Annotated in this window: 22 protein-coding genes and 1 pseudogene; all 23 read left to right on the plus strand. The window is 53.1% G+C overall.

Features of this window, described 5'->3' with window-relative positions; all coding sequences use genetic code 11:
* The first annotated feature begins 143 nt into the window (after positions 1-143).
* The 23 genes and pseudogenes from ihfB (at position 144) to ACZZZP_RS08845 (ending at position 24478) form a co-directional block, all read left to right on the plus strand.
* Positions 144-428 carry an integration host factor subunit beta gene (gene ihfB, locus ACZZZP_RS08735; protein WP_463382436.1) on the plus strand — a complete coding sequence of 95 codons (285 nt, stop codon included), beginning with the start codon at positions 144-146 and terminating at the stop codon, positions 426-428.
* Between the two features lie 318 nt (positions 429-746).
* A pseudogene (gene rfbF, locus ACZZZP_RS08740) lies at positions 747-1516 on the plus strand (glucose-1-phosphate cytidylyltransferase).
* On the plus strand, positions 1513-2592 hold the full coding sequence (gene rfbG / locus ACZZZP_RS08745; protein WP_463382437.1) for a CDP-glucose 4,6-dehydratase: 1080 nt from the start codon (positions 1513-1515) through the stop codon (positions 2590-2592). The pseudogene rfbF and the gene rfbG overlap by 4 nt, the downstream one beginning before the upstream one ends.
* The gene (locus ACZZZP_RS08750) at positions 2589-3140 is read left to right on the plus strand and encodes a dTDP-4-dehydrorhamnose 3,5-epimerase family protein (RefSeq protein ID WP_463382438.1); all 552 of its coding nucleotides are present in this window, start codon (positions 2589-2591) and stop codon (positions 3138-3140) included. The genes rfbG and ACZZZP_RS08750 overlap by 4 nt, the downstream gene beginning before the upstream one ends.
* Complete coding sequence (locus tag ACZZZP_RS08755; RefSeq protein ID WP_463536941.1) at positions 3137-4360, plus strand: methyltransferase domain-containing protein; 1224 nt, start codon at positions 3137-3139, stop codon at positions 4358-4360. The genes ACZZZP_RS08750 and ACZZZP_RS08755 overlap by 4 nt, the downstream gene beginning before the upstream one ends.
* Positions 4357-5466, plus strand: a complete 1110-nt coding sequence (locus ACZZZP_RS08760; RefSeq protein ID WP_463382439.1) for a DegT/DnrJ/EryC1/StrS family aminotransferase — start codon at positions 4357-4359, stop codon at positions 5464-5466. Before ACZZZP_RS08755 ends, ACZZZP_RS08760 begins: the two co-directional genes overlap by 4 nt.
* A gap of 20 nt (positions 5467-5486) precedes the next feature.
* Positions 5487-6491: an ATP-grasp domain-containing protein gene (locus ACZZZP_RS08765; protein WP_463382440.1), complete on the plus strand. Its 1005-nt coding sequence runs from the start codon at positions 5487-5489 to the stop codon at positions 6489-6491.
* Entirely contained in the window at positions 6488-7729 is a 1242-nt protein-coding gene (locus tag ACZZZP_RS08770; RefSeq protein WP_463382441.1) for an NAD-dependent epimerase/dehydratase family protein, read from the plus strand. Before ACZZZP_RS08765 ends, ACZZZP_RS08770 begins: the two co-directional genes overlap by 4 nt.
* Positions 7716-8501: a class I SAM-dependent methyltransferase gene (locus tag ACZZZP_RS08775; protein WP_122497908.1), complete on the plus strand. Its 786-nt coding sequence runs from the start codon at positions 7716-7718 to the stop codon at positions 8499-8501. Before ACZZZP_RS08770 ends, ACZZZP_RS08775 begins: the two co-directional genes overlap by 14 nt.
* A 15-nt stretch (positions 8502-8516) precedes the next feature.
* Positions 8517-9146, plus strand: coding sequence for an LbetaH domain-containing protein (locus ACZZZP_RS08780; protein WP_122497910.1), 630 nt, complete (start codon positions 8517-8519; stop codon positions 9144-9146).
* Between the two features lie 252 nt (positions 9147-9398).
* The gene (locus ACZZZP_RS08785; RefSeq protein ID WP_463536445.1) at positions 9399-10898 is read left to right on the plus strand and encodes a lipopolysaccharide biosynthesis protein; all 1500 of its coding nucleotides are present in this window, start codon (positions 9399-9401) and stop codon (positions 10896-10898) included.
* A 7-nt stretch (positions 10899-10905) separates the two neighbouring features.
* Complete coding sequence (locus ACZZZP_RS08790) at positions 10906-12036, plus strand: glycosyltransferase family 2 protein (protein WP_463382443.1); 1131 nt, start codon at positions 10906-10908, stop codon at positions 12034-12036.
* A 52-nt stretch (positions 12037-12088) separates the two neighbouring features.
* Positions 12089-13030: an NAD-dependent epimerase/dehydratase family protein gene (locus ACZZZP_RS08795; protein WP_463536446.1), complete on the plus strand. Its 942-nt coding sequence runs from the start codon at positions 12089-12091 to the stop codon at positions 13028-13030.
* Positions 13030-14202, plus strand: a complete 1173-nt coding sequence (locus ACZZZP_RS08800; protein ID WP_463382445.1) for a glycosyltransferase — start codon at positions 13030-13032, stop codon at positions 14200-14202. Before ACZZZP_RS08795 ends, ACZZZP_RS08800 begins: the two co-directional genes overlap by 1 nt.
* Positions 14203-14209: 7 nt before the next feature.
* A complete protein-coding gene (locus tag ACZZZP_RS08805) occupies positions 14210-15421 on the plus strand; it encodes a glycosyltransferase family 4 protein (protein ID WP_463382446.1) in 1212 nt (403 codons plus the stop codon).
* Positions 15422-15466: 45 nt separating this feature from the next.
* Positions 15467-17890 carry a hypothetical protein gene (locus ACZZZP_RS08810; RefSeq protein WP_463382447.1) on the plus strand — a complete coding sequence of 808 codons (2424 nt, stop codon included), beginning with the start codon at positions 15467-15469 and terminating at the stop codon, positions 17888-17890.
* Positions 17891-17972: 82 nt separating this feature from the next.
* The gene (locus tag ACZZZP_RS08815) at positions 17973-18218 is read left to right on the plus strand and encodes a hypothetical protein (protein WP_463536447.1); all 246 of its coding nucleotides are present in this window, start codon (positions 17973-17975) and stop codon (positions 18216-18218) included.
* 19 nt (positions 18219-18237) lie between these two features.
* Positions 18238-19377 (plus strand): hypothetical protein, encoded by a 1140-nt coding sequence (locus ACZZZP_RS08820; protein ID WP_463536448.1) that lies wholly within the window; start codon positions 18238-18240, stop codon positions 19375-19377.
* A gap of 20 nt (positions 19378-19397) precedes the next feature.
* The gene (locus ACZZZP_RS08825; protein WP_122497925.1) at positions 19398-20258 is read left to right on the plus strand and encodes a dTDP-4-dehydrorhamnose reductase family protein; all 861 of its coding nucleotides are present in this window, start codon (positions 19398-19400) and stop codon (positions 20256-20258) included.
* A 111-nt stretch (positions 20259-20369) separates the two neighbouring features.
* Entirely contained in the window at positions 20370-21380 is a 1011-nt protein-coding gene (locus tag ACZZZP_RS08830) for a polysaccharide biosynthesis protein (RefSeq protein ID WP_463382450.1), read from the plus strand.
* Complete coding sequence (gene wecB, locus ACZZZP_RS08835; RefSeq protein ID WP_463382451.1) at positions 21373-22500, plus strand: non-hydrolyzing UDP-N-acetylglucosamine 2-epimerase; 1128 nt, start codon at positions 21373-21375, stop codon at positions 22498-22500. The genes ACZZZP_RS08830 and wecB overlap by 8 nt, the downstream gene beginning before the upstream one ends.
* Positions 22501-22508: 8 nt before the next feature.
* Positions 22509-23471, plus strand: coding sequence for a UDP-glucose 4-epimerase family protein (locus tag ACZZZP_RS08840; RefSeq protein WP_463382452.1), 963 nt, complete (start codon positions 22509-22511; stop codon positions 23469-23471).
* Entirely contained in the window at positions 23468-24478 is a 1011-nt protein-coding gene (locus tag ACZZZP_RS08845) for an MraY family glycosyltransferase (protein WP_463382453.1), read from the plus strand. The genes ACZZZP_RS08840 and ACZZZP_RS08845 overlap by 4 nt, the downstream gene beginning before the upstream one ends.
* Positions 24479-24524: the final 46 nt, after the last annotated feature.

Genomic DNA, 24524 nt, shown 5'->3' on the forward strand with positions numbered 1-24524 from the left:
CGTTAAGAAAAAAGGCGACTTCGGTCGCCTTTTTTTGTTTTTGAATTCAACAAGCTGCAGCGTTCAGGGGGCTGTTCAAAGCGCTGCGGTCATGCTAAAACCTTTGCAAGCTGATCTAGTCGCTTGAAAACGAAGGGAAAATCATGACCAAGTCCGAACTGATCGAACGCATCGTCATCCATCAAGGCCTCTTGTCCCCAAAAGACGTTGAGTTGGCTATCAAGACCATGCTGGAACAGATGTCCCAAGCGCTGGCGACGGGAGATCGGATCGAGATTCGAGGATTTGGCAGCTTTTCACTTCACTTCCGTGCACCGAGAGTTGGGCGAAATCCCAAGACGGGGCAGTCAGTTCGGTTGGACGGGAAGTTTGTCCCGCATTTCAAACCGGGCAAGGAGTTGCGCGACCGGGTCAACGAAGACGAATAAAGCTGGCTTACCACAATAGCGCTCATTTCCCTCCCTGAAGCGCGGTACGCTGAACCGTTTGAATCGGATTCTGCAAAATAGATTGCCCTGTAAGGCTCGCGAGTTATTTACCGTTTGAGGTAGAATTCGGCCTTCGCAGGATGGTCCAAGCCCTACATTTTTCAGGCTTGTATGAAATGGATTTTTCAGTTAACACGTTGAAAAATCGACTGATTTCACAGGTGTGTGGCCTGCCTTTCTCTCCTGCTTAATTATTTCGCCGCCGCGACCGCCTGGTTTCGTCGCGAGTGTTCATAAGCATTGGCAGGTAAGGTTTTCATGAAAGCGGTAATTCTTGCAGGCGGCCTCGGCACGCGCATCTCTGAAGAGTCCCATCTCAAACCTAAGCCAATGATCGAGATCGGTGGAAAACCTATCTTGTGGCACATTATGAAAATTTACTCCTACTACGGAATAAATGATTTCGTGATCTGCTGTGGTTATAAAGGCTATGTAATAAAAGAGTACTTTGCTAACTACTTTCTTCATATGTCAGACGTAACGTTTGATATGTCTAACAACACCATGGAAGTTCACCAGCGCTATGTAGAGCCATGGCGAGTTACGTTGGTGAATACCGGTGAAGAAACGCTGACCGGCGGGCGACTTAAGCGCGTTCGCGAACATCTCGGCGATGAGCCTTTCTGCTTTACCTATGGCGATGGCGTTGCCGACGTCAACATTCGCGATCTCGTCGATTTCCATCTTGCCCACGGCAAACCTGCCACCGTAACCGCCATCCAGCCGCCTGGTAGATATGGCGCGCTGAACCTGCAGGGCGGGTCGGTGCAAAGTTTTCAAGAGAAGCCGGCCGGCGATGGTGCCTGGATCAACGGCGGCTATTTCGTCTTGAATCCCTCTGTCATCGATTACATAGCCAACGACCAAACTAGCTGGGAAGCTGAACCGTTAATGCGTTTAGCCAGCGAAGGTAATTTGATGGCCTACGAGCACAATGGCTTCTGGCAGGCGATGGACACGCTACGTGACAAGAACCACTTGGAAGACCTGTGGAGCAACGGCACTCCCCCTGGAAAGTGTGGGCATGAAAATTTTCGGTGATATCTACCGCGGCCGCAAAGTGCTGTTAACCGGGCACACCGGTTTCAAAGGCAGCTGGCTTGCCGCTTGGCTCACGGAGCTAGGTGCTGATGTGACCGGGTTCGCCCTAGAGGCGGGCACAAACCCCAGTCACTGGTCGCTGCTGAACAGTTCTGCCCGAGACATTACCGGCGACATTCGCGATGCCAAGGCGGTGCAGGACGTATTTATTCAAGTCCAGCCAGACATCGTTTTTCACCTGGCCGCACAAGCGTTGGTCCGCCGCTCGTATCGAGACCCGCTAGAAAGCTGGTCCACAAACGTGATGGGCACGGCCAATGTCCTCGAAGCCTGCCGCACGACCGCAAGCGTCACCGCCGTGGTCGTCATCACCACCGACAAGGTCTACGCCAATAACGAATGGCCGTGGGGCTATCGGGAAATCGACCGTCTCGGCGGCCACGACCCCTATAGCGCGTCCAAAGCCGCCAGTGAGCTAGTCGTGGAAAGCTACCGCAAGTCGTTCTGGTCCAGCGAAGGCGCGCCGTTGATGGCGTCGGCGCGAGCCGGCAACGTGATTGGCGGCGGCGATTGGTCTGAAGATCGGCTCATCCCCGACCTGGTCCGCGCCGTCGCAGCCAATACGTCGCTGGAAATCCGCTCGCCGCAGTCGACGCGGCCTTGGCAGCACGTATTGGACTGCCTGTCCGGCTACCTGCTCCTCGGTCAGCGTCTCTTGCTCGCGGATAAAACCGCCGCCGATGCCTGGAATTTCGGGCCAGCCCCCGAAGACAACCGCACCGTTGCCGACGTGTTGAAAAGCCTCCAGATACATTGGTCACAGATGGTCTGGCATACCTCGCAAGCCACGCAACCGCACGAAGCCAATCTGCTTTATCTGGACTGCGCAAAGGCTCATGCCCATCTCTCTTGGCGGCCGGTATGGACTATCACCGAAAGCCTGGCAATGACCGCTCAATGGTACAAACATCATCACACCACCGGCGTGGCGCTAACGGGCGAGCAACTCAAGCGTTACGTTGAAGCCGCGCGCGAAGCCGGCAGCGTCTGGGTCGAAGCATGATTGTCAGTCACACCAAAATCGACGGTCTTGTGGTCGCCCAACAACTTCCATTCGAGGATAACCGTGGCGCTTTCGGCCGGCTTTTCTGCGAACGGAGCCTCGCAGAGCAGTTGGGTTCTGAGCACATCGTGCAGATCAACCATTCCCGTACCCGTACAGTCGGGGCGGTAAGAGGTATGCACTTCCAGCATCCGCCCCACGCTGAAGTAAAAATGGTCCGCTGCCTGAAAGGGCGGGTTTGGGACGTGGTCTTGGATTTGCGCGCGAACTCGCCGACGTTCCTGCAATGGCACGCCGAAATGCTGACCCCGGAATCTGCGAATATGTTGGTGATTCCCAAAGGCTGCGCGCACGGGTTTCAAGTATTGGAAGCCGAGAGCGAGCTGCTTTACCTGCACACCGCTTTCTACGAGCCCGCGTCCGAAGGCGCCGTTCGTTTTGACGATCCTCTTGTCAACATCACGTGGCCGTTGCCGGTCACCGATTTATCACAGCGCGATACGAATCATCCGCTGCTAACTCCCGATTTTGCCGGACTGTATCTATGAACTGTCGTCACTGTGCCGAGCCGCTCCAACACACGTTCGTTGACCTCGGGTTCGCGCCGCCATCGAACGCCTACCTTAATGAGGCAGAACTCAGCGCGCCGGAAACTTACTTCCCGCTCAAACTGAAAGTGTGCAACCACTGCTGGCTGGTGCAGACAGAAGACTACGCCCAGGCCGATCTGTTCTTTTCCAAGGACTACGCCTACTTTTCCTCGACCTCCAGCAGTTGGCTGGAACACGCAGCGGCTTACGCCAAAGCCATGACCGAGCGTCTGGCCCTGGGTAAAGACAGCTTTATGATTGAAGTTGCATCCAACGATGGGTATCTGCTCAAAAACTTCGTGGCCAGCGACATTCCATGCCTCGGAATCGAGCCGACCGCCAGCACCGCTGCCGCTGCGGAACGTCTCGGTATTCCGGTGTTACGCGAGTTTTTCGGCGAAGCGCTGGGCGAGCGTCTGGCAAAAGAAGGACGCCAGGCGGACTTGATCGCCGGCAACAACGTTTATGCACATGTGCCCGACATCAACGACTTCACTCGCGGTTTAAAAGCCGCCTTGAAACCCGGCGGCACCATCACGCTGGAATTTCCGCACCTGATGCGCCTGATCGAACACACCCAGTTCGACACCGTCTACCACGAGCACTTTTCCTACCTGTCGCTGTACACCGTTTCGCAGATCTTCGCCGCGGCGGGCTTGTGCATCTACGACGTACAAGAGCTTCCAACCCATGGCGGAAGCTTGCGCATATTCGGCGCCCACACAGAACAGGCGCCCGCTACCAGCGCCGCCGTCGCTGCGGTACTGGAAGCCGAAGCAAGTGCCGGCCTGCAAAATCTGGCCGTGTACGAAAGCTTCCAACAGCGCGCGGATGAATTGAAAAATAACCTGCTGAGTTTCCTTATCGAACAAAAGCGAGCAGGGAAAAAAGTGGCCGCCTATGGGGCCGCTGCCAAAGGGAATACGTTGTTGAACTACGCCGGGGTTAAACCTGACCTACTGTCCTTCGTATGTGATGCAGCGCCCTCGAAGCAGGGGAAATATTTGCCTGGCAGTCATATTCCCGTTTTTGCCCCGGAAAAAATGATTACGGAGCGCCCGGATATCGTCGTGATTCTGCCGTGGAATATTGCAACCGAAGTTATGCAGCAGACCGGCTATATCCGTGAGTGGGGCGGTAAGTACGTCACTGCAGTTCCGACGCTGGAGTTAAAATGAGCGAACGCATCTATTACACCAAACCCTCAATCACCGAGCTCGAGGTTGAATACGCAACCGACGCTGCCAGGAATGGTTGGGGTGATCGTTGCTACGAATACATCTCCCGGTTCGAAGAAGCCTTTAAGGCACATCTCGGCGTTAAGTATGCGATCGCTACCTCCAGTTGCACTGGAGCGTTGCACATGGGCATGGCAGCGCTCGGTATTGGCCCTGGCGACGAAGTGATTATGGCGGACACCAACTGGATCGCCACTGCATCGCCGATTGTGCAGCTTGGAGCGACCCCGGTTTTCGTCGACATATTGCCCGACTCCTGGTGCCTGGACCCGGCCCAAGTGGAAGCGGCCATTACGCCTCGTACCAAAGCGATCGTCGCGGTACACCTTTATGGCAATCTTTGCGATATGGATGCGCTGCTAGCCATCGGCCTAAAACACAATATCCCGGTTATTGAGGATGCTGCGGAGGCGATAGGTTCCCAGTATCACAACAAGTCAGCTGGAAGCATGGGAGCGTTTGGCGCGTTCTCTTTCCATGGCACCAAAACCATGACAACGGGCGAGGGTGGCATGTTTGTCACCAATGACGCAGAGCTCTACGAAACTGTCCTGACTCTTTCCAATCACGGGCGCGCGCGAAATCAGACAAAACAGTTTTGGCCCGATATGGTTGGCTTCAAGTACAAGATGTCCAACATTCAAGCTGCGATAGGATGTGCCCAAGTCGAGCGCATTAGTGAGTTAATCGCTAGAAAGCGAGAAGTGATGAATTGCTATCGCGAGCTTCTAGGTAACCATGCAGACGTGTTTCTCAACCCCGAGCCTGCTGGAACAGTAATAGGTGCATGGATGCCAACTGCAGTATTCACACCTGATTGCGGTTTAACTTGTGCGATTCTCCAAGAAGACTTCGCACAAAAAAATATTGATGCTCGCGTTTTTTTTAGTCCCCTTTCAGGGCTTCCTATGTTTACCCGGCAACGAGAAAATGAAAACGCATGGTCCATACCTGCGCGAGCCATAAACTTGCCTAGTTATCATGACCTGACACGTGATCAGCAAAAAAGGATCGCAGATGTTCTGATTAGGCGGCTAGAACAATGAGCTCTACAGTTGAGCGAGTCATGATAGCGGGGATTGGCGGCGCGTCTTTAGGGACGGAGCTGCTTAAATGTTTAGATATGGCGGGTATATATGAGGCTTATGGATGTGACATTTCCCATACCGCTTATGGACTCTACGAACCCCGTTTCAAAGAAACGCTAGTTGTGAGTAGGGAAAATTATGTCGCGGACGTAATTAACGCTTGTGACAGCAGAGAAATTCGTTGGTTGATTCCGGGCGGAGAGCAGCCAATGGTGTTGCTAGGCGCGGAAGCGGATCAGCTACAGCGAGCGGGCATCACGTTACTAAGTAACTCCCAAGATGTGATCGCCACCTTTTCCGATAAAGATGCCACTTTCAAGTTGTTACAAAAAGCAAGTATCTCCATTCCGGTTACACGTGCGATCCAGTTAAAAGAAGATATTGAAGCAGTTGGTTTACCCTGCATTGTCAAGCCTGCCACCGGGTCCGGTGGTAGTGCGTCTGTTTTTTTTGCAGTGACACTTGATGAAGCGATGATCTATGCCGAGTTTATTCGGCGAAGCGGAAACACGCCTCTCGCCCAAGAATACGTTGACGACTCCGAGGGTGAGTTTACTGTCGGCGTACTCTCCTTACCGGATCGTACCGTTGCCGGCTCGATAGCTCTACGCCGCGCTTTTGATGCAAAGCTTTCAGTCTCTTATAAAGGGCGTGGCGGTCTTATTTCGAGCGGTTATTCGCAGGGGTATATCGATACGTTTTCAGATATCTGCGCTCAGGCAGAAAAGATCGCAGTTGCAGCTGGAAGTCGTGGGCCTATGAACATTCAAGGGCGTGTGCGTAACGGCGTGCTTATGCCGTTTGAGATAAATCCTCGCTTTTCGGCGTCTACATTTTTACGAGCCATGGCTGGATTCAATGAAGTTGACATACTTTTGCAATACCTTTCCAAAGGCAGCGTCCCAGCTAAGAAGGAAATAAAGCCGGGATTGTATCTGCGCAGCCTTACCGAAAGGTATATCGACGGTGAGGCCATGAGATGAGTATCCGCTGGATTAATTCCAATATTGGAACAGCTCCCGCTGTGGATGTCATCGGCTCCACAGAATATACCGTCATCGATGTACGAGACTTGGTAGATAAGCAAGGTAACAACGCTAGCACGGTTAAGGCGAAGATTGATGAAGGCGTTGCGTCGCTAAAGGCCGACTTTAAAACTGTAATTTGTTGCGATTATGGTATATCGCGCAGTAACGCGATCGCTGCTGGGGTTATTTCCGTCTATGAGAACATATCGCTAGAGTCTGCGATACGGAAAGTCCAAGACGCCACCGGAGAAAAGGAGATCAAACTGGAGCCGCTGGCTGCAGTTAGGGAGGCGCTCGGATCGGCTCGTAAAGTAAAAAGCGGGCTGACGCGTACCGTCTTAGTCACTGGCGGCAGTGGATTTGTAGGTCAGGCGCTGTTACCCCATCTGCGCGCGCTGTATAACGTTATCGCGCCAACGCGGGAACAGCTTGACCTAGAGGGAGGGAGTACTCAGCTCGAGTTGTTTATTGTTGAGCATTCAGTCGACTACGTAGTTCATTTGGCAAGTCCGCGGGTATACACCTCGAATGTTGCCTTAGGTTCGACTCTCACCATGCTGAGGAACGTCCTGGATGTATGCATTTCTCAAGATATCCATTTAGTATATCCTTCGAGCTGGGAGGTGTTTTCTGGTTACAGTGGAGTTTTACATGCCAGTGAGTCTCTTCCGGCTTATCCGAAAGGACCGTATGGAGATACAAAATATCTTGCAGAAAAGCTTATTGAATTGAGTGTTCAGTCTAGGGGGCTCAAATGCTCGATAATTAGATCTTCGCCTGTTTATGGTGAAGGATCGGATAAGCCAAAGTTCATATACAACTTTATAGATAAAGCCTTGCGCGGAGAGGAAATAGTTACGCACGTCTATAAAAACGGTGCGCCAGCCCTTGATTTAATGTCCATCGATGATCTTGTGAAAGCGATTTGCTTGACGGTCCAAAAAAGTTATCTTGGATATCTTAATATCGGTACTGGGTTGTTGACGAGTACTGCAAATGTCGCACAAATTGTAGTTGCTGCTTTGAGTAGTACGAGCGAAGTGAGAGGAGTTGCAGTGGACTCGCAAGTCGCTTCTATTTCGATGGATCATTCCCGAGCGGATAAACTATTAGGCTGGCGCCCGTCCATTTCGTTCGAGGTCGGTCTGCGACAATTGATTGCGAAGAGCAGGGTTATTAATGAGCAATTCTGAAGAGAAGAAACTACAAGAGTCTTTCACGTGGGCTCGGTCGCAAGTTTTCAGCGATTACAACAACATCCTGGGATATTACCAGGCGCAGAGTTGCTTAGAATATGCACGAGGCAAAAGTCTATTGGACATGCCGTGTGGGGACGGTGCTCTCACCTCTATGCTTGCACCTGCTTTCGAGAGAGTTGTCGGCGTAGATGCTTCCGGCACGCATCTTGAGTTGGCCCGGAAAAATTTATCAACGGCTGAGTTTCATGAGGCGTTGATTGAAGACTTCGAAACTAGCGAACGTTTCGACACGATCACGATGCTCAACATACTTGAACACGTCGTTGATCCTGTGGGCGTGCTGGAAAAAGCTGCCGGACTGCTATCAGAAAACGGGGTTTTACTGATACATGTTCCTAATGCACTTGCAATTAACCGCCGGTTGGCTGTTCTGATGGGCACACTAACCGAGTGTGAGGAGCTATCTCCTTTCGACATAAATGTGGCTGGGCATAGGCGTTCATACTCGTTGCAAACACTTTCCGAGGATATTGCGCGAGCCGGCTTGAAGATTACTGCAACTGGCGGCGTTTTTTACAAGATGCTCTCCACTCCGCAAATCGACTGGTTCCTGAAGAATGGGCTTTGGGAAGAGGGTGGATTTGGCTGGGGGCGAGTTGGTGCGGAGCCGCGGGACTGGCGTGCAGAATTTTGTCGCGCTTCCTACGAACTCGGCAAACAACACCCTGAGGACTGCAATGTCATTTATGCGTGCGTAACACGTTAAGAGAACTTTTGGCATATGTCTTTAACGATATATAAATATTTTGAGCGGCAAATTACATTTTTTTCCGAAGCGTTTGCCGGACAAGAGGGGCTGCTGCTGCCTTTCATTGAGGATTCTGCCAGCGAGGTGGACGCTATTGTTGAGAGTTACACTCCAGGCCGTACTGGATTCAACCCGGCGATATCGTGGCAATATGCGATTTTTCTTTATAAGCTTTCGAACAAGCTTTATAAGGCGGGAGTTAGCTCAGAACTGTTAAGCCCAATATTTTCTCTGAATAAAATGTTAAACGGAATAGACATTTTCTATGAGATTGAAATGCCTAAAAATTTCCTCCTTGGGCATACCCTTGGGTCTGTTTTTGCCAAAGCGGAATACGGTGAGTTTTGTGTGTTCCATCATGGGTGCACGGTAGGGCAAAAAAACTACACAAGACCTTCTTTGGGCGAGGGTGTGGTTATGTATCCTGGGTCTATGATCATCGGAGATTGTAAGGTGCGCAGTAATACAGTGCTTGCTCCGGGGGTACGATTGGTTGATAGCAATACTCCGGGAGATTGTTATGTATTCGAAGATGGAAAGGGAGGGGTGAAGTTTAAGGAGTTGACTGAATTTCATGCGGACAAGTTTTTTAGCAATAGATGATTTAGGCGCAGTGGCTTGGCTCGTTTAGTTTTTTTCAGGGCCAAGCTCAGGGTAACGAGCGTTAACTTTAATGTGTCATACTTCAGGTAATTGGCGCGGATTTTTCAGGGGATCGTTATGTTCCTTCATTGTGCGGGGAGTGGGATTAACATTAAGACAGCTAAGTGTGTTTGTGAAGTGTTTTGTCTCTGGGCGCTCAATTGAAGATGGTCGTTCTGTTCGTATGCTGTTTTTTTAAATTGGCGTATCCACATGTCTAATGTGAATTTAAATGTGTTTGCCAATCTTACGGGAAATGTCTGGGCAGCAATAGTAAGTCTTGCGTTTATCCCGCTTTATATTCGGCTAATGGGCGTCGAGGCATACGGCCTAGTCGGTATATTTCTTTCTCTTCAAGCTGTTTTTTCGGTTCTGGATCTGGGCTTGTCTCAAACTCTAAATAGAGAGCTCGCGAAACTTACAGTAGATGATAAAAGTAACAAGCTGATCCTCGATACCGTGCGAACATTAGAATGCATATATGTAATCTGTGCTGCGGTAATCGTCGCCACTATTATTTTGGCTTCTGGCTATATTGCTAGTAGCTGGTTGAACCCGGATGTTTTGAGTAAGGAGGATATTCAGGTTGCCATATCAATCATGGCAGCGGTCATAGGATTGCGGTGGCCGTTAACCTTGTATATTGGTGGGCTAAATGGACTGCAAAAACAGGTTTTCCTAAATGGTCTATTCGCTGTTTTCGCTACTTTTCAAGCTTTAGGCGCTGCTGTGGTGTTGTGGTTCGTCGACTCAACGGTTCAGGCGTTTTTTGTATGGCAGCTTATAATTGCTGCGATCCAGGTAGCAGCAGTGCGTTATGTGTTCTTTAGATTTTTACCAAGAGGCCAAGCACGGTTTTCACTCGAAGTGTTAAGTGGCATCTGGCGATTTGCGGCGGGAGTGACGGGCGTTACATTATTGTCTGTGCTATTGACGCAGTTGGATAAATTATTGCTTAGTAAGTTGTTGAGTTTGGAGAATTTTGGCTATTACGTATTCGCGTCGACCGCTGCTGCGGTAATTCTTAAGGTTAATGGTCCTCTATTTAACGCGTTTCTGCCCCGATTTGTTCAGGTTTTTGCAACGAAAAATGAGGTCGATTTGGCTCTCGCGTACCGAAACGGGTGCCAGCTCGCTGCAATTGTTATAGTTCCGATTGCATGTGTGCTTGCTTTTTTTTCATCTTCTGTATTGTTGCTGTGGACGCAGAATTCTACGTTGGTTGCTAATTCGGCATTTGTTTTTTCGCTACTAGTAATTGGAAATGCACTAAACGGCTTGATGGCCCTTCCGTATGCGTTGCAGCTTGCCAGCGGATGGACCCGACTCGCGCTTTATCAAAACTTATTACTCGTGGTGTTTTTTGCGCCCGCCGTGTATTTCTCTTCTACGCAGTGGGGTAGCGTCGGGGCCGCTAGCGCTTGGGCAGTTATGAACTTTGTAGCCATGTTAATTGGAATTCAGTTTATGCATTCCCGCTTGGTTCGGAGAGAAAAATTATACTGGCATGTTAATTCCGTGGTTTTCCCTATTGTCGCGGGAGGGCTAACGTGCACAGCAGTGGCGTTCATATTTTCCGGTAGGGAGACAGTTGCGATGCTTTATTTAAAGGTTTTTTTAGCGTCGGTGTGCAGTGTGATAGCTGTAGCATTGTCGCTGCCGCGAATTAGGTTTTTTTTGATTGCACGCTTTTTTTGCAAAAAAATCGATTGAGGTAAGTATGGAAAAATATACAGTTATTATTCCTACTAGAGACAGGGCGGAGACGCTGGAAAGTGCGTTGAAGACTTGCTTGTCTCAAGCGTATCCGAATTACGAGGTTATTGTTAGTGATAATTTTAGCTCCGATAGTACTCGGGAGGTCGTAGCTAAGTTTTCTGATGCAAGGTTGAAGTATATCAACCCGGGCCGTAGATTGAGCATGACGGAGAACTTCGAGTTTGCGCTCTCTCATGTGGGTGAAGGTTTCGTGATGTTTATAGGTGACGATGACGGTCTTCTACCTGACTCGATTAACTATGTGGCTGAAGTTCAAAAAAGATTTAACGTGTTGGCTATTTCCGGCCAAAGTGCCGAATATTGCTGGCCTAACTTCCCTGATATTAGCAGGGCGAATTTCTTAAGTTGGGCTAGTTCAAAGGAAAAGCTTGAGCTTCGGACGTCGCGCCGGTGGGTCCAACGATGCCTTAGTTTCAGGGAGCCTTACACCTTTGGAATGCCTAAGCTATATCACGGGTTCGTCCATAAAAGCGTAATCGATAAGGCTTTTTCGGCGGGGGCTTACTTTGCTTCTATCACACCGGATGCTTATTCTGCGTTTGCCACAGCATTCTTCGTAGACAAGTACGTTTTTAGTTTTAAGCCTTTTACTATCGGTGGCGCATCGGGCAAGAGTAACGGAGTTTCCGGCCTGGAAAAGAAAGGATCAAATAACGAAGCGAATAAGTATCTCAAAGAAAACACTCTCGAATTTCACTCGGACTATAAATTCACCTTTTCCCTAGAGGTGGTTATGGCTGAGACGTTTGCTCAGTTTTCAGACAGATTCCCGAATCTCACGCACGGGTTTGCCGTCGATAAAGAATCAATGCTTCGTTTTTCAGTAAGCACAGCTAATTCAAAAAACTATGAAGATGTGAAGGCGGCAGCAACAGTTATGGCTGAGAAATATTCTCTTGATCTGCGGCGCAGATCCTGCCGGTTCTTGTTTAAGAAGGCCGTTAGATTTTTCGACTCGTTGCTTCGTCGGGCGAAGACGGTAATGTTTGGTGCGAGAATTGCCGATTCATCTTTACTGGGCGTCAACAATGTTTATGATGCGTCTTTGTATATCCACAAGCGTTTCAAGTAGTGCCAGATCGTCTGTTTTCTAAATGAGCTCTTCGTTTGCAGGGATTCCGACTTTGCCTTCTGAAAGTCCAGTTGTTTGTGTTGTTGGCGCCTCCGGCTTTATCGGCCGCCACCTTGTGAGCGCGTTGACTGCTGCTGCCGTTGACTTCAGAGTTTTGACGCGTCAGTTGGCCCCGGATGGGCCGATGGCGCCGCGCTCCTATACGGGAGACCTGGTTGTTCCTGACAGCCTCGGTGCGTTCCTCGCGGGTGCAGATGTCTTAATAAATCTGGCGCAGCCTTCCAGTTCGGGTGACGGCGAACGCTTTCTTGAAGGTATGAGAAACCTGGCTGCGGCAGCGGAGTCTGCCGGCGTGCGGCGGGTTTTACACGTTAGTACTGCAATGGTAGTTGGCGTTCCTGAGTCCGATCGGGTTACCGAGTTTTGTGAGTGCAACCCGCAGACGGCTTATGAAAGGCAAAAGCTGTCTGCGGAAAAGGTTTTGCAGGGTAAGTTGGCTGGTCGTGTCGATCTCGGAATTTTAAGACCCACCGCCGTTTTCGGTGCGGGCGGTAAAAATCTCATAAAGTTAGCGGACAACCTCACCCGCCGAGGTTTTTTTTATCGAAACGTTCTTCGATTTATTCACGGCACCCGGCATATGCATTTAGTTAGCGTGGGCGACGTGGTCGACGCAATCGTTTTTTTAGCGCTTACCCCCAAGATGCTTGAGGGTAATGTCTTCTTGGTTTCGTCTGATGAAGAACCGGCCAACAACTATCAGGCTGTCGACGCTATTCTTGGCGCGGCTTTGGGGAAACGGGCTTGTCGGAGTTCATTTAGCCTTCCGCGGCCGCTACTCCGTTTTTTGCTTCGCGCTATAGGGCGTTCCCAGGCAAATCCCGCCCTTATTTATGACTCATCCAAAATCCGCCTGTGGGGTTTTAAAGCTTCGAGTGACTTTAACTCTTCTCTCGAAGAGTTTGCGAAGGCATATATGCAGGATATCAACTGATGAAGGTCTTGCACGTGGCTGACGGCATTGATCCTTCTTCGGGAGGCGGCACTGCAGAGCGAACTTTCCAGCTTGCCAAGGCGCTTCAACGAGCAGGTGTGAGCTGCACGGTGCTGTGCACGGACGAGGGGTTGGGCGCTAAACGCCGCGCCGAGCTTGAGGGAATTCAGTTGGTGGCCGTGCATTCGCTCCTTCATCGCTTTTTATTCCCCGCTATCTCCAACAGACGCATCGCCGCGCTGGTGGCAGAGGCTGATGTCATTCATTTCACTGGTCATTGGAGCGTTCTGGGCGCTCGGGTTTGTCTGGCGGCGCTGCGGTTGAATAAGCCCTATGTGTATTGCCCAGCAGGCGCTTTACGCATCTTTGGCCGGTCGGTTTGGATCAAGCGGATTTATAACCGGGTCGTGGGCCGCCGTATCGTGAACGGGGCGTCGCGTTGTTTTGCCGTGACGGAGTTGGAGCGCGAGCAGTTTCACGAATACGGGGTGACTGATGAGCGCATCGTGCTTCTGCCCAATGGCGTCGATCCCGACAGCACAGCGGTGCCCGATGTCGTTTCTTTCAAGGCGCGATATGCACTGGATGGTAAGCAGGTCGTGCTGTTTCTAGGACGGCTCAGTCCCATAAAAGGGCCGGATCTGTTGCTTGAGGCATTTGCTGCGATTGCCGAACGCCATCCTGATGCGGTGTTGGTTTTTGCCGGCCCGGACGATTCGCTGGGTCTGCAACTCAGGGCGCAGGCCCGTGACGTCGGGCTGTCCGAGCGGGTGCGCTTTGTCGGTTTTCTAGCCGGTCAGGCGAAGCAGGATGCCCTGGCTGCAGCCGACTTGTTGGCCGTGCCCTCGCGCCGTGAAGCCATGTCGTTGGTGGCGTTGGAGGCGGGCCTGCAAGGCACGCCGGTCATGCTTACCGACCAATGTGGTTTTGACGAAGTGCAAGGCGCTGGCGGCGGTTTGGTAGTGGCTGCCCAGGTCGATGCGTTAGCAGCGGGGCTCGATCAACTGCTTGGCGAGCCACAAGCATTGCCCGTTTACGGCGAAAAATTGCGACAGCTGGTGTTGGCTCAGTACACCTGGGATGTGCTGCTCGGCAGGGCTGGCCAGGTTTACGAACAACTCTCGGGCGTACCGTTTCAGCCGGCTTCGGCTCCAGTGAATAAGCAAAAGTGAGCCTGGCTTGAAGATCCTTATTTTGAGCCAGTACTTCTGGCCGGAAAGTTTCATCATCAACGATATCGTGCGCACGCTCGACGAGCAGGGGCACCAAGTGACCGTGGCCACGGGCAAGCCAAACTACCCGGACGGAAATGTGTTCGAGGGCTATCGGGCGTGGGGACTGCAACGCGAACGCTACCTCGACCGAGTCGATGTAGTGCGTGTGCCTCTCTGGCCGCGCGGGCAGGGCGGGGCGAAGAATCTGATTCTCAACTACCTGTCTTTTGTCGTCGCCGGCTTGTTTTGCCTGCCTTGGATGCTGCGCAAGCTCGAGTTTGACGCCATCGTGGTGTTCGCTCCGTCCCCGGTCACCCAAACGATTCCGGCGATTGCCTTGAAGTGGCTTAAAAAAGCCAAGCTGGCGTTATGGGTGCAAGACCTTTGGCCGGAAAGTCTCGCGGCGACTGGCTTCGTTAAAAACCCGCACGCACTCAAGGCTGTTGGTTGGGTGGTGAAGCGTATTTATCACCATTGCGACTTGTTGCTCGTCCAGTCCCGGTCGTTTATCGACTCGGTTGCCCACTACGCCGCTCGGGAAAAAATTCACTACTACCCCAATTCTATCGATGGCCAGTCGTCGACGGCCGAGATCGCGCTGGCTCCTGAGCTGACGGAACTACTCGATTCGCATTTTTGCGTCGTGTTCGCCGGCAATCTCGGTACTGCGCAGGCGCTGGATACCTTAGTGCAGGCCGCCGTGCAGTTGCAGGACGATCCGCAAATTCGCTTGGTTCTGGTTGGCAGTGGCAGTCGCTTGGGTTGGTTACAGGCGCAAAAGCAGCTGCTCAATCTCGATAACTTGGCACTGCCGGGACGCTTTCCGATGGAGGCTATGCCGGCAATATTCGCGCGGTCTTCAGCGTTATTGGTCTCGCTCACCAACGAAGACATTTTTTCCAAGACTATTCCCAGTAAAGTTCAGTCCTATCTGGCCTCGGGGCGGCCGATTATCGCGTCGCTTAATGGCGAAGGCGCCCAGGTCGTGGAAGAAGCGAGCGCGGGATTCACCTCGGCAGCGGAACAGGTATTGCCTTTGGTCGCCAATATTCGACGAATGAAAGCGCTCACGAAGGGCGAGCAAGACGCGATGGGACAATCAGGGAGAGAGTATTTTGAAGCAAATTTCAAAATGGATATGCAGGTGTCCCGTTTGGTTAACCTCCTTGGAGCGTAAGTTCTCGCTCCGCCGTTTTCTCGGGCCAAGCCGAGCAGCGAGCGTATGAGCCTGATCGTGTTTCCATTCGCCTTCATGGCCAATACGTTTGCCATGATGTTGGTGATGATTGGCTTGAGTGTGTTTGGCAAGCCGGAGCTGGCTGCTGATTTTGGTCTGATTCATGGCGCTACCGTGGCCATGTTTTATGCCTTTTCGGGCAATGCCCGAAGCCTGATATTGGGCGAGTCGGGGAAGATAAACGCGGCGCAGATTCTTCGTCTGCGCTTGATCATGCTCGTGCCCCTCGCGGTGTTGGCTTTTGTATTAAGCATCGGCGTTGTCGCCTTGAGCTGGGGGTTTGTTTTACTCCTCGTGTTGCGCCGGGCGTGCGAATGGGTGGCTGAGATCTTTCTCGGTGAACAGGAGTTACATCATCACCGGCGCGCCGCCGCGCTGTTCGCGCTGGTGCAAGGCGCGCTGAGCGCACTGCTGCTGTTGGCCCTGGTCCACGGCGGGCTAGAGGTGTTTCCGGTTCTGCTGATCTGGGCTATCTCGCCGCTATTCGGCAGTTTTGATGCCCAATTGGCCAAACGCTGCTTGGCTCGGACGGTAAGTCTGGTAGGCGCGGTGAAAGTGTTGATGCCACATGTGGGCTCGACGGCCATCATCGGCGTATCGGTGTATGTGTTTCGCTTATTTATCCTGTTAATTGCCGGCAAAGAAGAAACCGGTGATTTGTTCGCCAGTTTCGCAATGGGCGGAATTTTAGGCGCCGTTTTTTCTCAAGCACTTGGACCGACGATGGTTCGCCGCACCAACAATATGGGCGGTGGGCGTCTTAACCGGGTGTTTGGCAAGATCATGATTGGCTCCGCGCTGTTAGGACTCGTGCTGATCGTTGCTGTGAGCATTGCGCCCACGTCGCTGCAATGGACAAATAAAAGCCCGTTGTTCTGGCTCGCGGTAGGCTGTTCGCTCCTGGGCGGGCTGGTGATGGTACTGGCGCAGCGAATTCGTCTGGAGATCCTACAGAGCAGTGGGGGAGACGACGTCTTCGGTTCAGATATGCTTGCCAATTTGCTGCTGGTTTCAAGCATTCCGTTTTTCTATTACATTGCCGGGCCAACGTCGTTGGCGGCGCTGTATCTATTTGGAGCTGTACTTTCCCTAGGCTTTTATATGAGCGAACGGGAAGGATTATTAGGGAAGATAAAAATGTTCAAGGCGCATGAGCACCGAGTGCTGATTGTGTTGGCGATGTTGCTGTTTGTTCCGGTGTTTTTTCAGTTAAGCGCCGGACTGTACAGGACGGACATGCTTGGCGGCTCCGGGGGCAGCTTGGCGCTCCTGCCTATCCCGATATCGGTGTTTGCTTGTTACGGTGGCATCGTACTGCTAGGGAAATATTCCCAGGCCAGACTTTCCCTCACTTTCCTGTTTTTTGTTTTCATCTCCATGCTGCTGACGACCGCACTGTTAGTCGGCAGTGAGGGCAGCTATCAGGGCGCGAAGTTCATCTTGCTCGTGCAATTCATGCTGCCAATGTTCGCATTGGTGTTAGGCCAGCAATATGGTGCGCGAGTGGCGGCTACAGAGGCAGTCCCTGACGTTATCTTAGTGACGTTGATGGTCTTCGTTCCATTGCAGCTTCTAGCCACTTATCTCAGCGGTGCCTTTACACTTTCGTCTTCAGTGTTTGTTTTTAAGATCTATCAGCATCTCCAGTATGTGTCCGTTGTGTTTGCGGCCTTGTTTCTGGTCGCACTGTTTTCGCTTTTTGACAACGATAAACGTCGGCCCTGGCTTCTGCTGCTCGCTGCGGCGATGTCGATATATACACTGTTGTCAACTTCAATGCTCGGCACTGCCTTGCTGTTTGCGGGGCTCTTGGTCTTCTGCGTGCGTAACGTACTGTTGAAGCGCCATATTAAAATGTCGTTGTTCCTCGTGGTTCTCTCGTTGGGAAGTGCATTTGCGAGCTTCTTGTTTATTATCAAGGCCGAGTTTGTCCAATCCAAGCTGGGCGTATCCAGCGCAGGTGCATGGGAACACGCTCCGGCTAATGCTGTAGAACGACTCTCGTACTTACGTTTTTATCTAAGCGGTGTAGTAGAAAACGGGCAAAACTTCTTGCTGGGACACATGCAAGCCCCTGATCGGACGTTGTACCCCAGCGCGCATAACTATTATCTGGATCTGGTCTACAACTTCGGCTTTGTCGCCTTGCTGCCTTTTCTGGCGCTTATCGGATTTACCGTTTATTCCGTATTGCGGAACTTCGCAATGTTATGGCGGCGCCCCTATGTATTGAGCGTGGCAGGTGTCGTGCTGTTCCTGGTGCTGGTTGACAATGTATTCAAGGTCGGGATGCGTCAGCCTTATCCGGGCATTGTCACGTTCTTCTTTTGGGGCGTTTTACTAACAGCATTAAACTCGTTGCCTAAGATAGATAAAAAGGTGGAGGCGCGCGAGCTACCGCATCAGTGAATGCCGAAATTGCTTGGGCGGCATCGCTGTTTGTTTAGGCAAAATTATAACTATTAATTAATAAATGTAGCCGTGGATAGATATGAACTGGAACGTTGTTGTAAGAACAATATGGTTGCTCGTGATACTGGGTATTTCTGTAATCGGTGCTGTTGCGACAGCCGAATATCAAGGTAATGCCTGGATTTATCTTCTTTTTACAGCCCTCTCCTCGATGGTTTTGTTTTTTGGTTTTGGTCCGAAGGCGATTTTCTTCGATGGTTTCATCGGCGTGCTGCTCTGGATTGGTTTCTGGTTGAAGTTCAGCGTGCGGACAGCTTTTTTTTGACGGGCAATTTGCCATTCCTGTGGGTGCCTTCGATGGCTCACCGGCGTCTTTAGATCAGACGTTGATAACGGTGTCTTTTGCGCTCGCGGCGATTTTGCTTGCGCGTTTTATCCGTCAACTTTTTTTCAGTTATCCAAATGCATTGCCAGATATCGCGTACACAGGGTTGTACGCCTTTTACCGGCGCCACCGTGTGCTCGTGTTGGTGGCGTTTGTGCTGGGCGTGCTGGGCATTTGCGTCTCGAACGCCTGGTTCGGTATCTATCAGCGGGGGCTGGTCGCGAGAGTGAACCTGCCGTTCGGCTTGAATGGCGTGTATGCCTGGCTGCTGATGTTCGGGATGGCATCGGTTTCGGCGGTGCTATTGCGCTTTGAGTTTGAGCTGAACCGTGACCGTTATTGGATTGCCGTCACCATTGCCTTGCTGGAGACCACGCTGTCCAACATATCGTTGTGGAGCCGAGGCATGATTCTGAATGGCTCATCGCTGCTCTATGGTGCGATCTCTCAGTTCCGCCGAAGCGAACCGCGCATGCGCCTAGGATTGACGACGTTTGTAGGTATCGCGTTTGTAGTCTTTTTTGCAGCTTCAGTGCTCACTGTTAACTATCTGCGTGCGAACGCCTTTTATGCGGGCGCCTCAGAGGAACTGAGAAAGAACGCTGTTATGGAGCAGACATCGGCGCTTTTTCTGGACCGCTGGGTGGGTATTGAGGGGGTGATGTCGGTCGTAGGCGCTCCGGATAAAGGCTGGGCGGTTTTTCGTGAGGCTCTGCAGGAACGCTTCGATGAGGGCGCCAACGCGTTCTATGACCAAAAATTCATAGCCTCTCCCTACGATAATTCCCGCAACGATGCGCTGCATTTCGTTTCCTTGCCGGGCTATCTCGCGTTCCTCTACTATCCGGGGTCGATTTTATTTCTGGTCTGCGCGGTTTTCGCATTTTCCATCGTGGCCTCGATTTTCGAGTTTCTCGTCTATAAATTGGGCGGCAAGAATCTGGTTCTCTGTGCGCTTATTGCGCAGGTAATAGCATTTCGCTACACCAGTTTCGGCTATGTTCCGATCCAGAGTTACATGCTGTTTGGCTCGATTGTATTGAATGTTTTAATTCTTTTTTGCTTGGACAGAGTTTTGCGTTCGTTCTACAAAGTTTGAAACTTAAAGGGTAGTAAGTCATGGCTCGAGTTTTAGTATTGGGCGTTACCGGCATGCTCGGTAATGCAGTGTTCCGGGTGTTCAACGCAGATGCCCGGTTCGAAGTGTGGGGCACGCTGCGTAGCGGGGCGGCCCGTAGTCACTTTCCCGAGGCGAGCCATGCGCGACTGCGCACCGGTGTCGATGTGCTCGACCAGGACTCGCTCGTCGCCGCGCTGGCTGCCATCAAGCCGGATGTGGTGATCAACTGCGTCGGCCTGATCAAACAGTTGGCCGATGCCAAAGACCCGCTGACCGCGCTGCCTATCAACGCCATGCTTCCGCACCGCCTGGCGAAACTGTGCCAATTGGTCGGCGCGCGGCTTATCCACGTCAGCACCGATTGCGTTTTCTCGGGTAGCAAGGGCGGGTATCTGGAGAGTGACGTTTCAGACGCTGAAGACCTTTATGGCAAATCCAAGTACATCGGTGAGCTGACCGATATGCCGCATGCCGTCACTTTGCGCACGTCGATCATTGGTCATGAGCTGAACTCGAACTACGCGCTGATCGATTGGTTCCTTTCCCAGGAAGGCAGCGTAAAAGGTTTTTCGCGGGCGATTTTCTCCGGCCTGCCTACCGTCGAGTTGGCGCGCGTGATGAAAGACTTTGTTATTCCGCACACTCAGCTCAGCGGCTTGTATCATGTCGCCGCTGCGCCGATCGCCAAGCTGGATTTGCTGCGTTTGGTGGCCTCGCAGTATGGAAAACAGATTGAGATCCGCGCCGACGATTCGTTGGTAATCGACCGGTCGCTAAATGGTTCGCGCTTTAGCGCCGCCACTGGCTATGTCGCACCTGCTTGGCCCGAGCTTATTCGGGTTATGCACGCCGACAGCTAACTTGTTTTAGGTTGCGCTTCGCTCCCGGCATTTAACGCGGCGGGAGCGGGGCCGTATTGATCGTTTATTCGCGTGTTCGTTTGGCGACACGCTCATGCTCTGGAAGGTTTTATGTTCGACGACAAGGTGTTGATGATTACCGGGGGAACGGGTTCTTTCGGCCACACGGTACTCAAACGGTTTCTCAATACCAACGTGCGCGAAATCCGGATTTTCAGCCGCGACGAGAAAAAACAGGAAGACATGCGCATCGCCCTGGCCAACGACAAGGTCAAGTTCTACATCGGTGATGTGCGCAACTACGACAGCCTGGCCCAGGCCATGGTCGGCGTCGATTACATCTTCCACGCCGCTGCTTTGAAGCAAGTGCCCTCGTGCGAGTTCTACCCGATGGAAGCGGTGCGCACCAACGTCCTTGGTACTGAGAACGTGCTGAACGCGGCCATCGCCACGGGCGTGAAACGGGTTGTGGTGCTGAGCACCGACAAAGCGGTTTACCCCATCAATGCCATGGGAATTTCCAAGGCCATGGCGGAAAAACTCATGGTCGCCAAGTCGCGCATGATCCCGGCGAACGGCCCGGTGATTTGCGCGACGCGTTACGGCAACGTCATGGCCTCGCGTGGCTCGGTTATCCCGCTGTTTGTGGAGCAGATGCGTTCGGACGAACCGCTCACCGTTACCGACCCCGACATGACGCGATTCCTGATGTCCCTCGAAGACTCGGTTGATCTGGTGCTGCACGCCTTCGAACACGGTCAGCAAGGCGATCTGTTTATTCAGAAGGCGCCGGCGTCCACGGTGGGTGATCTGGCCCAGGCGCTGAAAGATCTGTTCGGCAAAACCAATACCGTGAAAGTCATCGGCACCCGTCACGGCGAGAAACTCTACGAGTCGCTGGTATCGCGCGAAGAAATGGCCAAGGCCGAAGACATGGGCCGCTACTACCGGATTCCGGCCGATAACCGCGACCTGAACTACAAAAAATATTTCGTCGAAGGCGAGCAGCGAATCTCCGAGCTGGACGATTACACCTCGCACAATACCGAGCGCCTGGATGTGGCGGGCATCAAGACGTTGCTGCTGAAACTGGATTACATCAAGGACGAACTCAATGCTTAAGGTTATGACCCTGGTCGGCACACGCCCTGAGCTGATCAAAATGAGCCGGGTGATCGCCGAGTTGGACCGCCAGGTTCAGCATGTGCTCGTGCATTCCGGCCAGAATTACGATTACGAACTCAACCAGGTCTTTTTCGATGACCTGGAAATTCGCAAGCCGGACCACTTTCTGGGTGCGGCAGGCGAAACAGCGGCTCAGACCATCGCCGAGGTGATCGCCAAATCCGACGCCATCTTCGAACTCGAAAAACCTGATGCATTGCTGCTCTACGGCGACACCAATACCTGCTTGGCGGTGATTGCCGCCAAGCGTCGCAAGATTCCGGTGTTCCACATGGAAGCGGGCAATCGCTGTTTCGATCAGCGCGTGCCGGAAGAGCTGAACCGTAAGGTTCTGGATCACCTCAGCGACATCAACATGGTGCTCACCGAGCACGCGCGCCGCTATTTGATCGCCGAAGGCATTCGCCCGGAAACCATCATCAAAACCGGCTCGCACATGCAGGAAGTGCTGGAGTACTACAAGCCCAAGATCGACCAGTCCGATGTGCTGGCCCGTACCGGTCTGGAGCAGGACAAGTTTTTTGTCGTCAGCGCGCACCGCGAAGAAAACGTCGATACCCCGGATAACCTGCGCGACCTGCTCGGCAGCCTGCGTGCCCTGGCGGATCAGTACGGCTTCCCGTTGATCGTGTCGACTCACCCGCGCACGCGCAAACGCCTTGAAGCCCTTGGCGAGTCGCTGGATCACCCGTTGATTCGCTTTGTGAAGCCGTTCGGCTTGCTGGATTACATCAAGCTTCAGCAGTCCGCGTTCTGTGTGCTCTCGGACAGCGGCACTATCACCGAGGAAGCGTCGTTGCTCAATCTTCCGGCCGTCACGTTGCGCAATGCCCACGAGCGTCCTGAGGGTATGGACCAGGGCACGCTGATCATGAGCGGTCTCAAGCGCGACTCGGTGCTCGATGCCGTGCGCGTGGTGACCAGCCAGCATTCGCGTGAGCGTCGGGCGATTCCGGTGGTGGCCGATTACGAAGGCGGCCCTGTGTCGCTGCAGGTTGTGCGCGTGGTGCTCAGTTACACCGATTACATCAACCGCAACGTGTGGCGCAAAGACTAAGCCTGGTTATGAATGTCTTATTAACCGGAGCAAGTGGCTTTGTGGGACGCGCGGTGCAGGAGCGCTTGTTGGCTGACGGCGTTCACGAGGTTCGCGCCGCATTTCGCGTGCTTCCTACGTCAACTCGGGATCGCCTTCAGGTGTGCCATGCGCCTGACCTCGGTCCGCAAGGCGACTGGCGTGAGGCGTTGTCGGGTATCGATGCGGTGATTCACTGTGCGGCCCGCGTGCACGTGATGCATGAGCAGAACGACGATCCGTTGGAAGCGTTTCGCCGCGTTAACGTGGCCGGCACCTTGCAGCTCGCTCGCCAAGCGGTAGAGGCGGGCGTTCGGCGCTTTATCTACCTCAGCTCCATCAAAGTGAACGGCGAGATGACCCGACCGGGCCAGCCTTTCCGTGCCGATGACCCTGCCACCGCAACCGACCCCTACGGCATTTCCAAATGGGAAGCCGAGGAGGGCCTGTTCGCGCTCGCCCGTGACACGGGGTTGGAAGTGGTGGTGGTTCGACCGCCCTTGGTTTACGGCCCGGATGTGCGCGCGAATTTTCTGAGCATGATGAATTGGCTCAAAAAGGGCGTGCCGTTACCGTTCGGTGCAATCCGAAATCAGCGCAGTTTGGTCGCCGTGGGCAATTTGGCGGACCTGCTGCGCGTGTGCCTGGATCATCCTGCTGCTGCTGGCCAACGGTTTCTGGTCAGTGATGGCGACGACCTTTCCACGTCTGAGTTGCTGCGCCAGTTGGGCGTTGCGCTGCGACGCCCAGCCAGGCTCGTGCCGGTGCCTCAGGCGTGGCTTGAAATGGCGGCTCGGGTGCTTGGGCGTGACGATATCGGCCGCCGACTGTGCGGATCGCTGCAAGTCGACATCGCAAAAACCCGCACGCTGTTGAATTGGACTCCACCGTTGACGGTGGAGCAGGCCCTGGCGCTGACCGCCACGCGCTTTTTGGATAGCCAAAGCCGATGAATATTTCTGTTGTATTGGCGGTGGTGGCTATCGCCTCGTTGTCACTGACCTGGGCGGTTCGCCGTTATGCCCTAGCCGCCAGCGTATTGGATATTCCCAACGCGCGAAGCTCCCACACCCAACCGACCCCACGCGGTGGCGGCGTGGCGATAGTGCTGAGTTTTCTCGTGGCGCTGCCACTGTTGGCGTGGCTCGCCGGCCTCGGTTGGTCGGCGGTTTGGGCCATGGTCGGCGGCGGTGGTTTGATTGCACTGGTAGGTTTTCTGGACGACCACGGGCACATCGCGGCGCGTTGGCGATTGCTTGCCCATTTCAGTGGGGCCGTCTGGGCCCTGGCCTGGCTCGGTGGCGCGGCGCCCTTCACGGTGTTTGGCACCACCTTCGACCTCGGCTGGATCGGCCATGGCCTGGCGGTTTTCTACCTGGTGTGGCTGCTCAATCTATTCAATTTTATGGATGGCATCGACGGCATCGCCGGGGTGGAAGCGGTCACCACGTGTGCCTCGGGGGCATTGTTGTATGCGGTGCTAGGGCGCTCCGACCAAGCGCTGATTCCGCTGCTGCTGGCCATCGCCAGCGCCGGTTTCCTGTACTGGAATTTCCCGCCGGCCAAAATTTTCATGGGCGATGCCGGTAGCGGTTTTCTAGGGTTGATGCTGGGTGTTTTGTCGCTGCAGGCCGCCTGGGTATCGCCGCAGTTGTTTTGGGCTTGGCTGATTTTGATGGCGGTATTCATTGTCGACGCCACTTGGACACTGCTGCGCCGCCTGGTTCGCGGCGACAAAGTGTACGAGGCGCACCGCAGTCACGCGTATCAATACGCCGCGCGCCTTCATGGTCGGCATTTGCCCATCACGCTGGCGGTGCTGCTGATTAACCTGGGTTGGTTGCTGCCATTGGCCTTTCTGGTGGCCACGGGCGTGCTGGATGGCCTGCTGGGCTTTGCGCTGGCGAGCGCACCGTTAATCTATCTGGCGATTCGCTACCATGCCGGGAAGCAAGAGTAATGAATACTATGGACGCAAGTGATCAGGGACGGACGTAACGTGGTGA

The organism is Pseudomonas sp. AC211 (assembly GCF_979258055.1).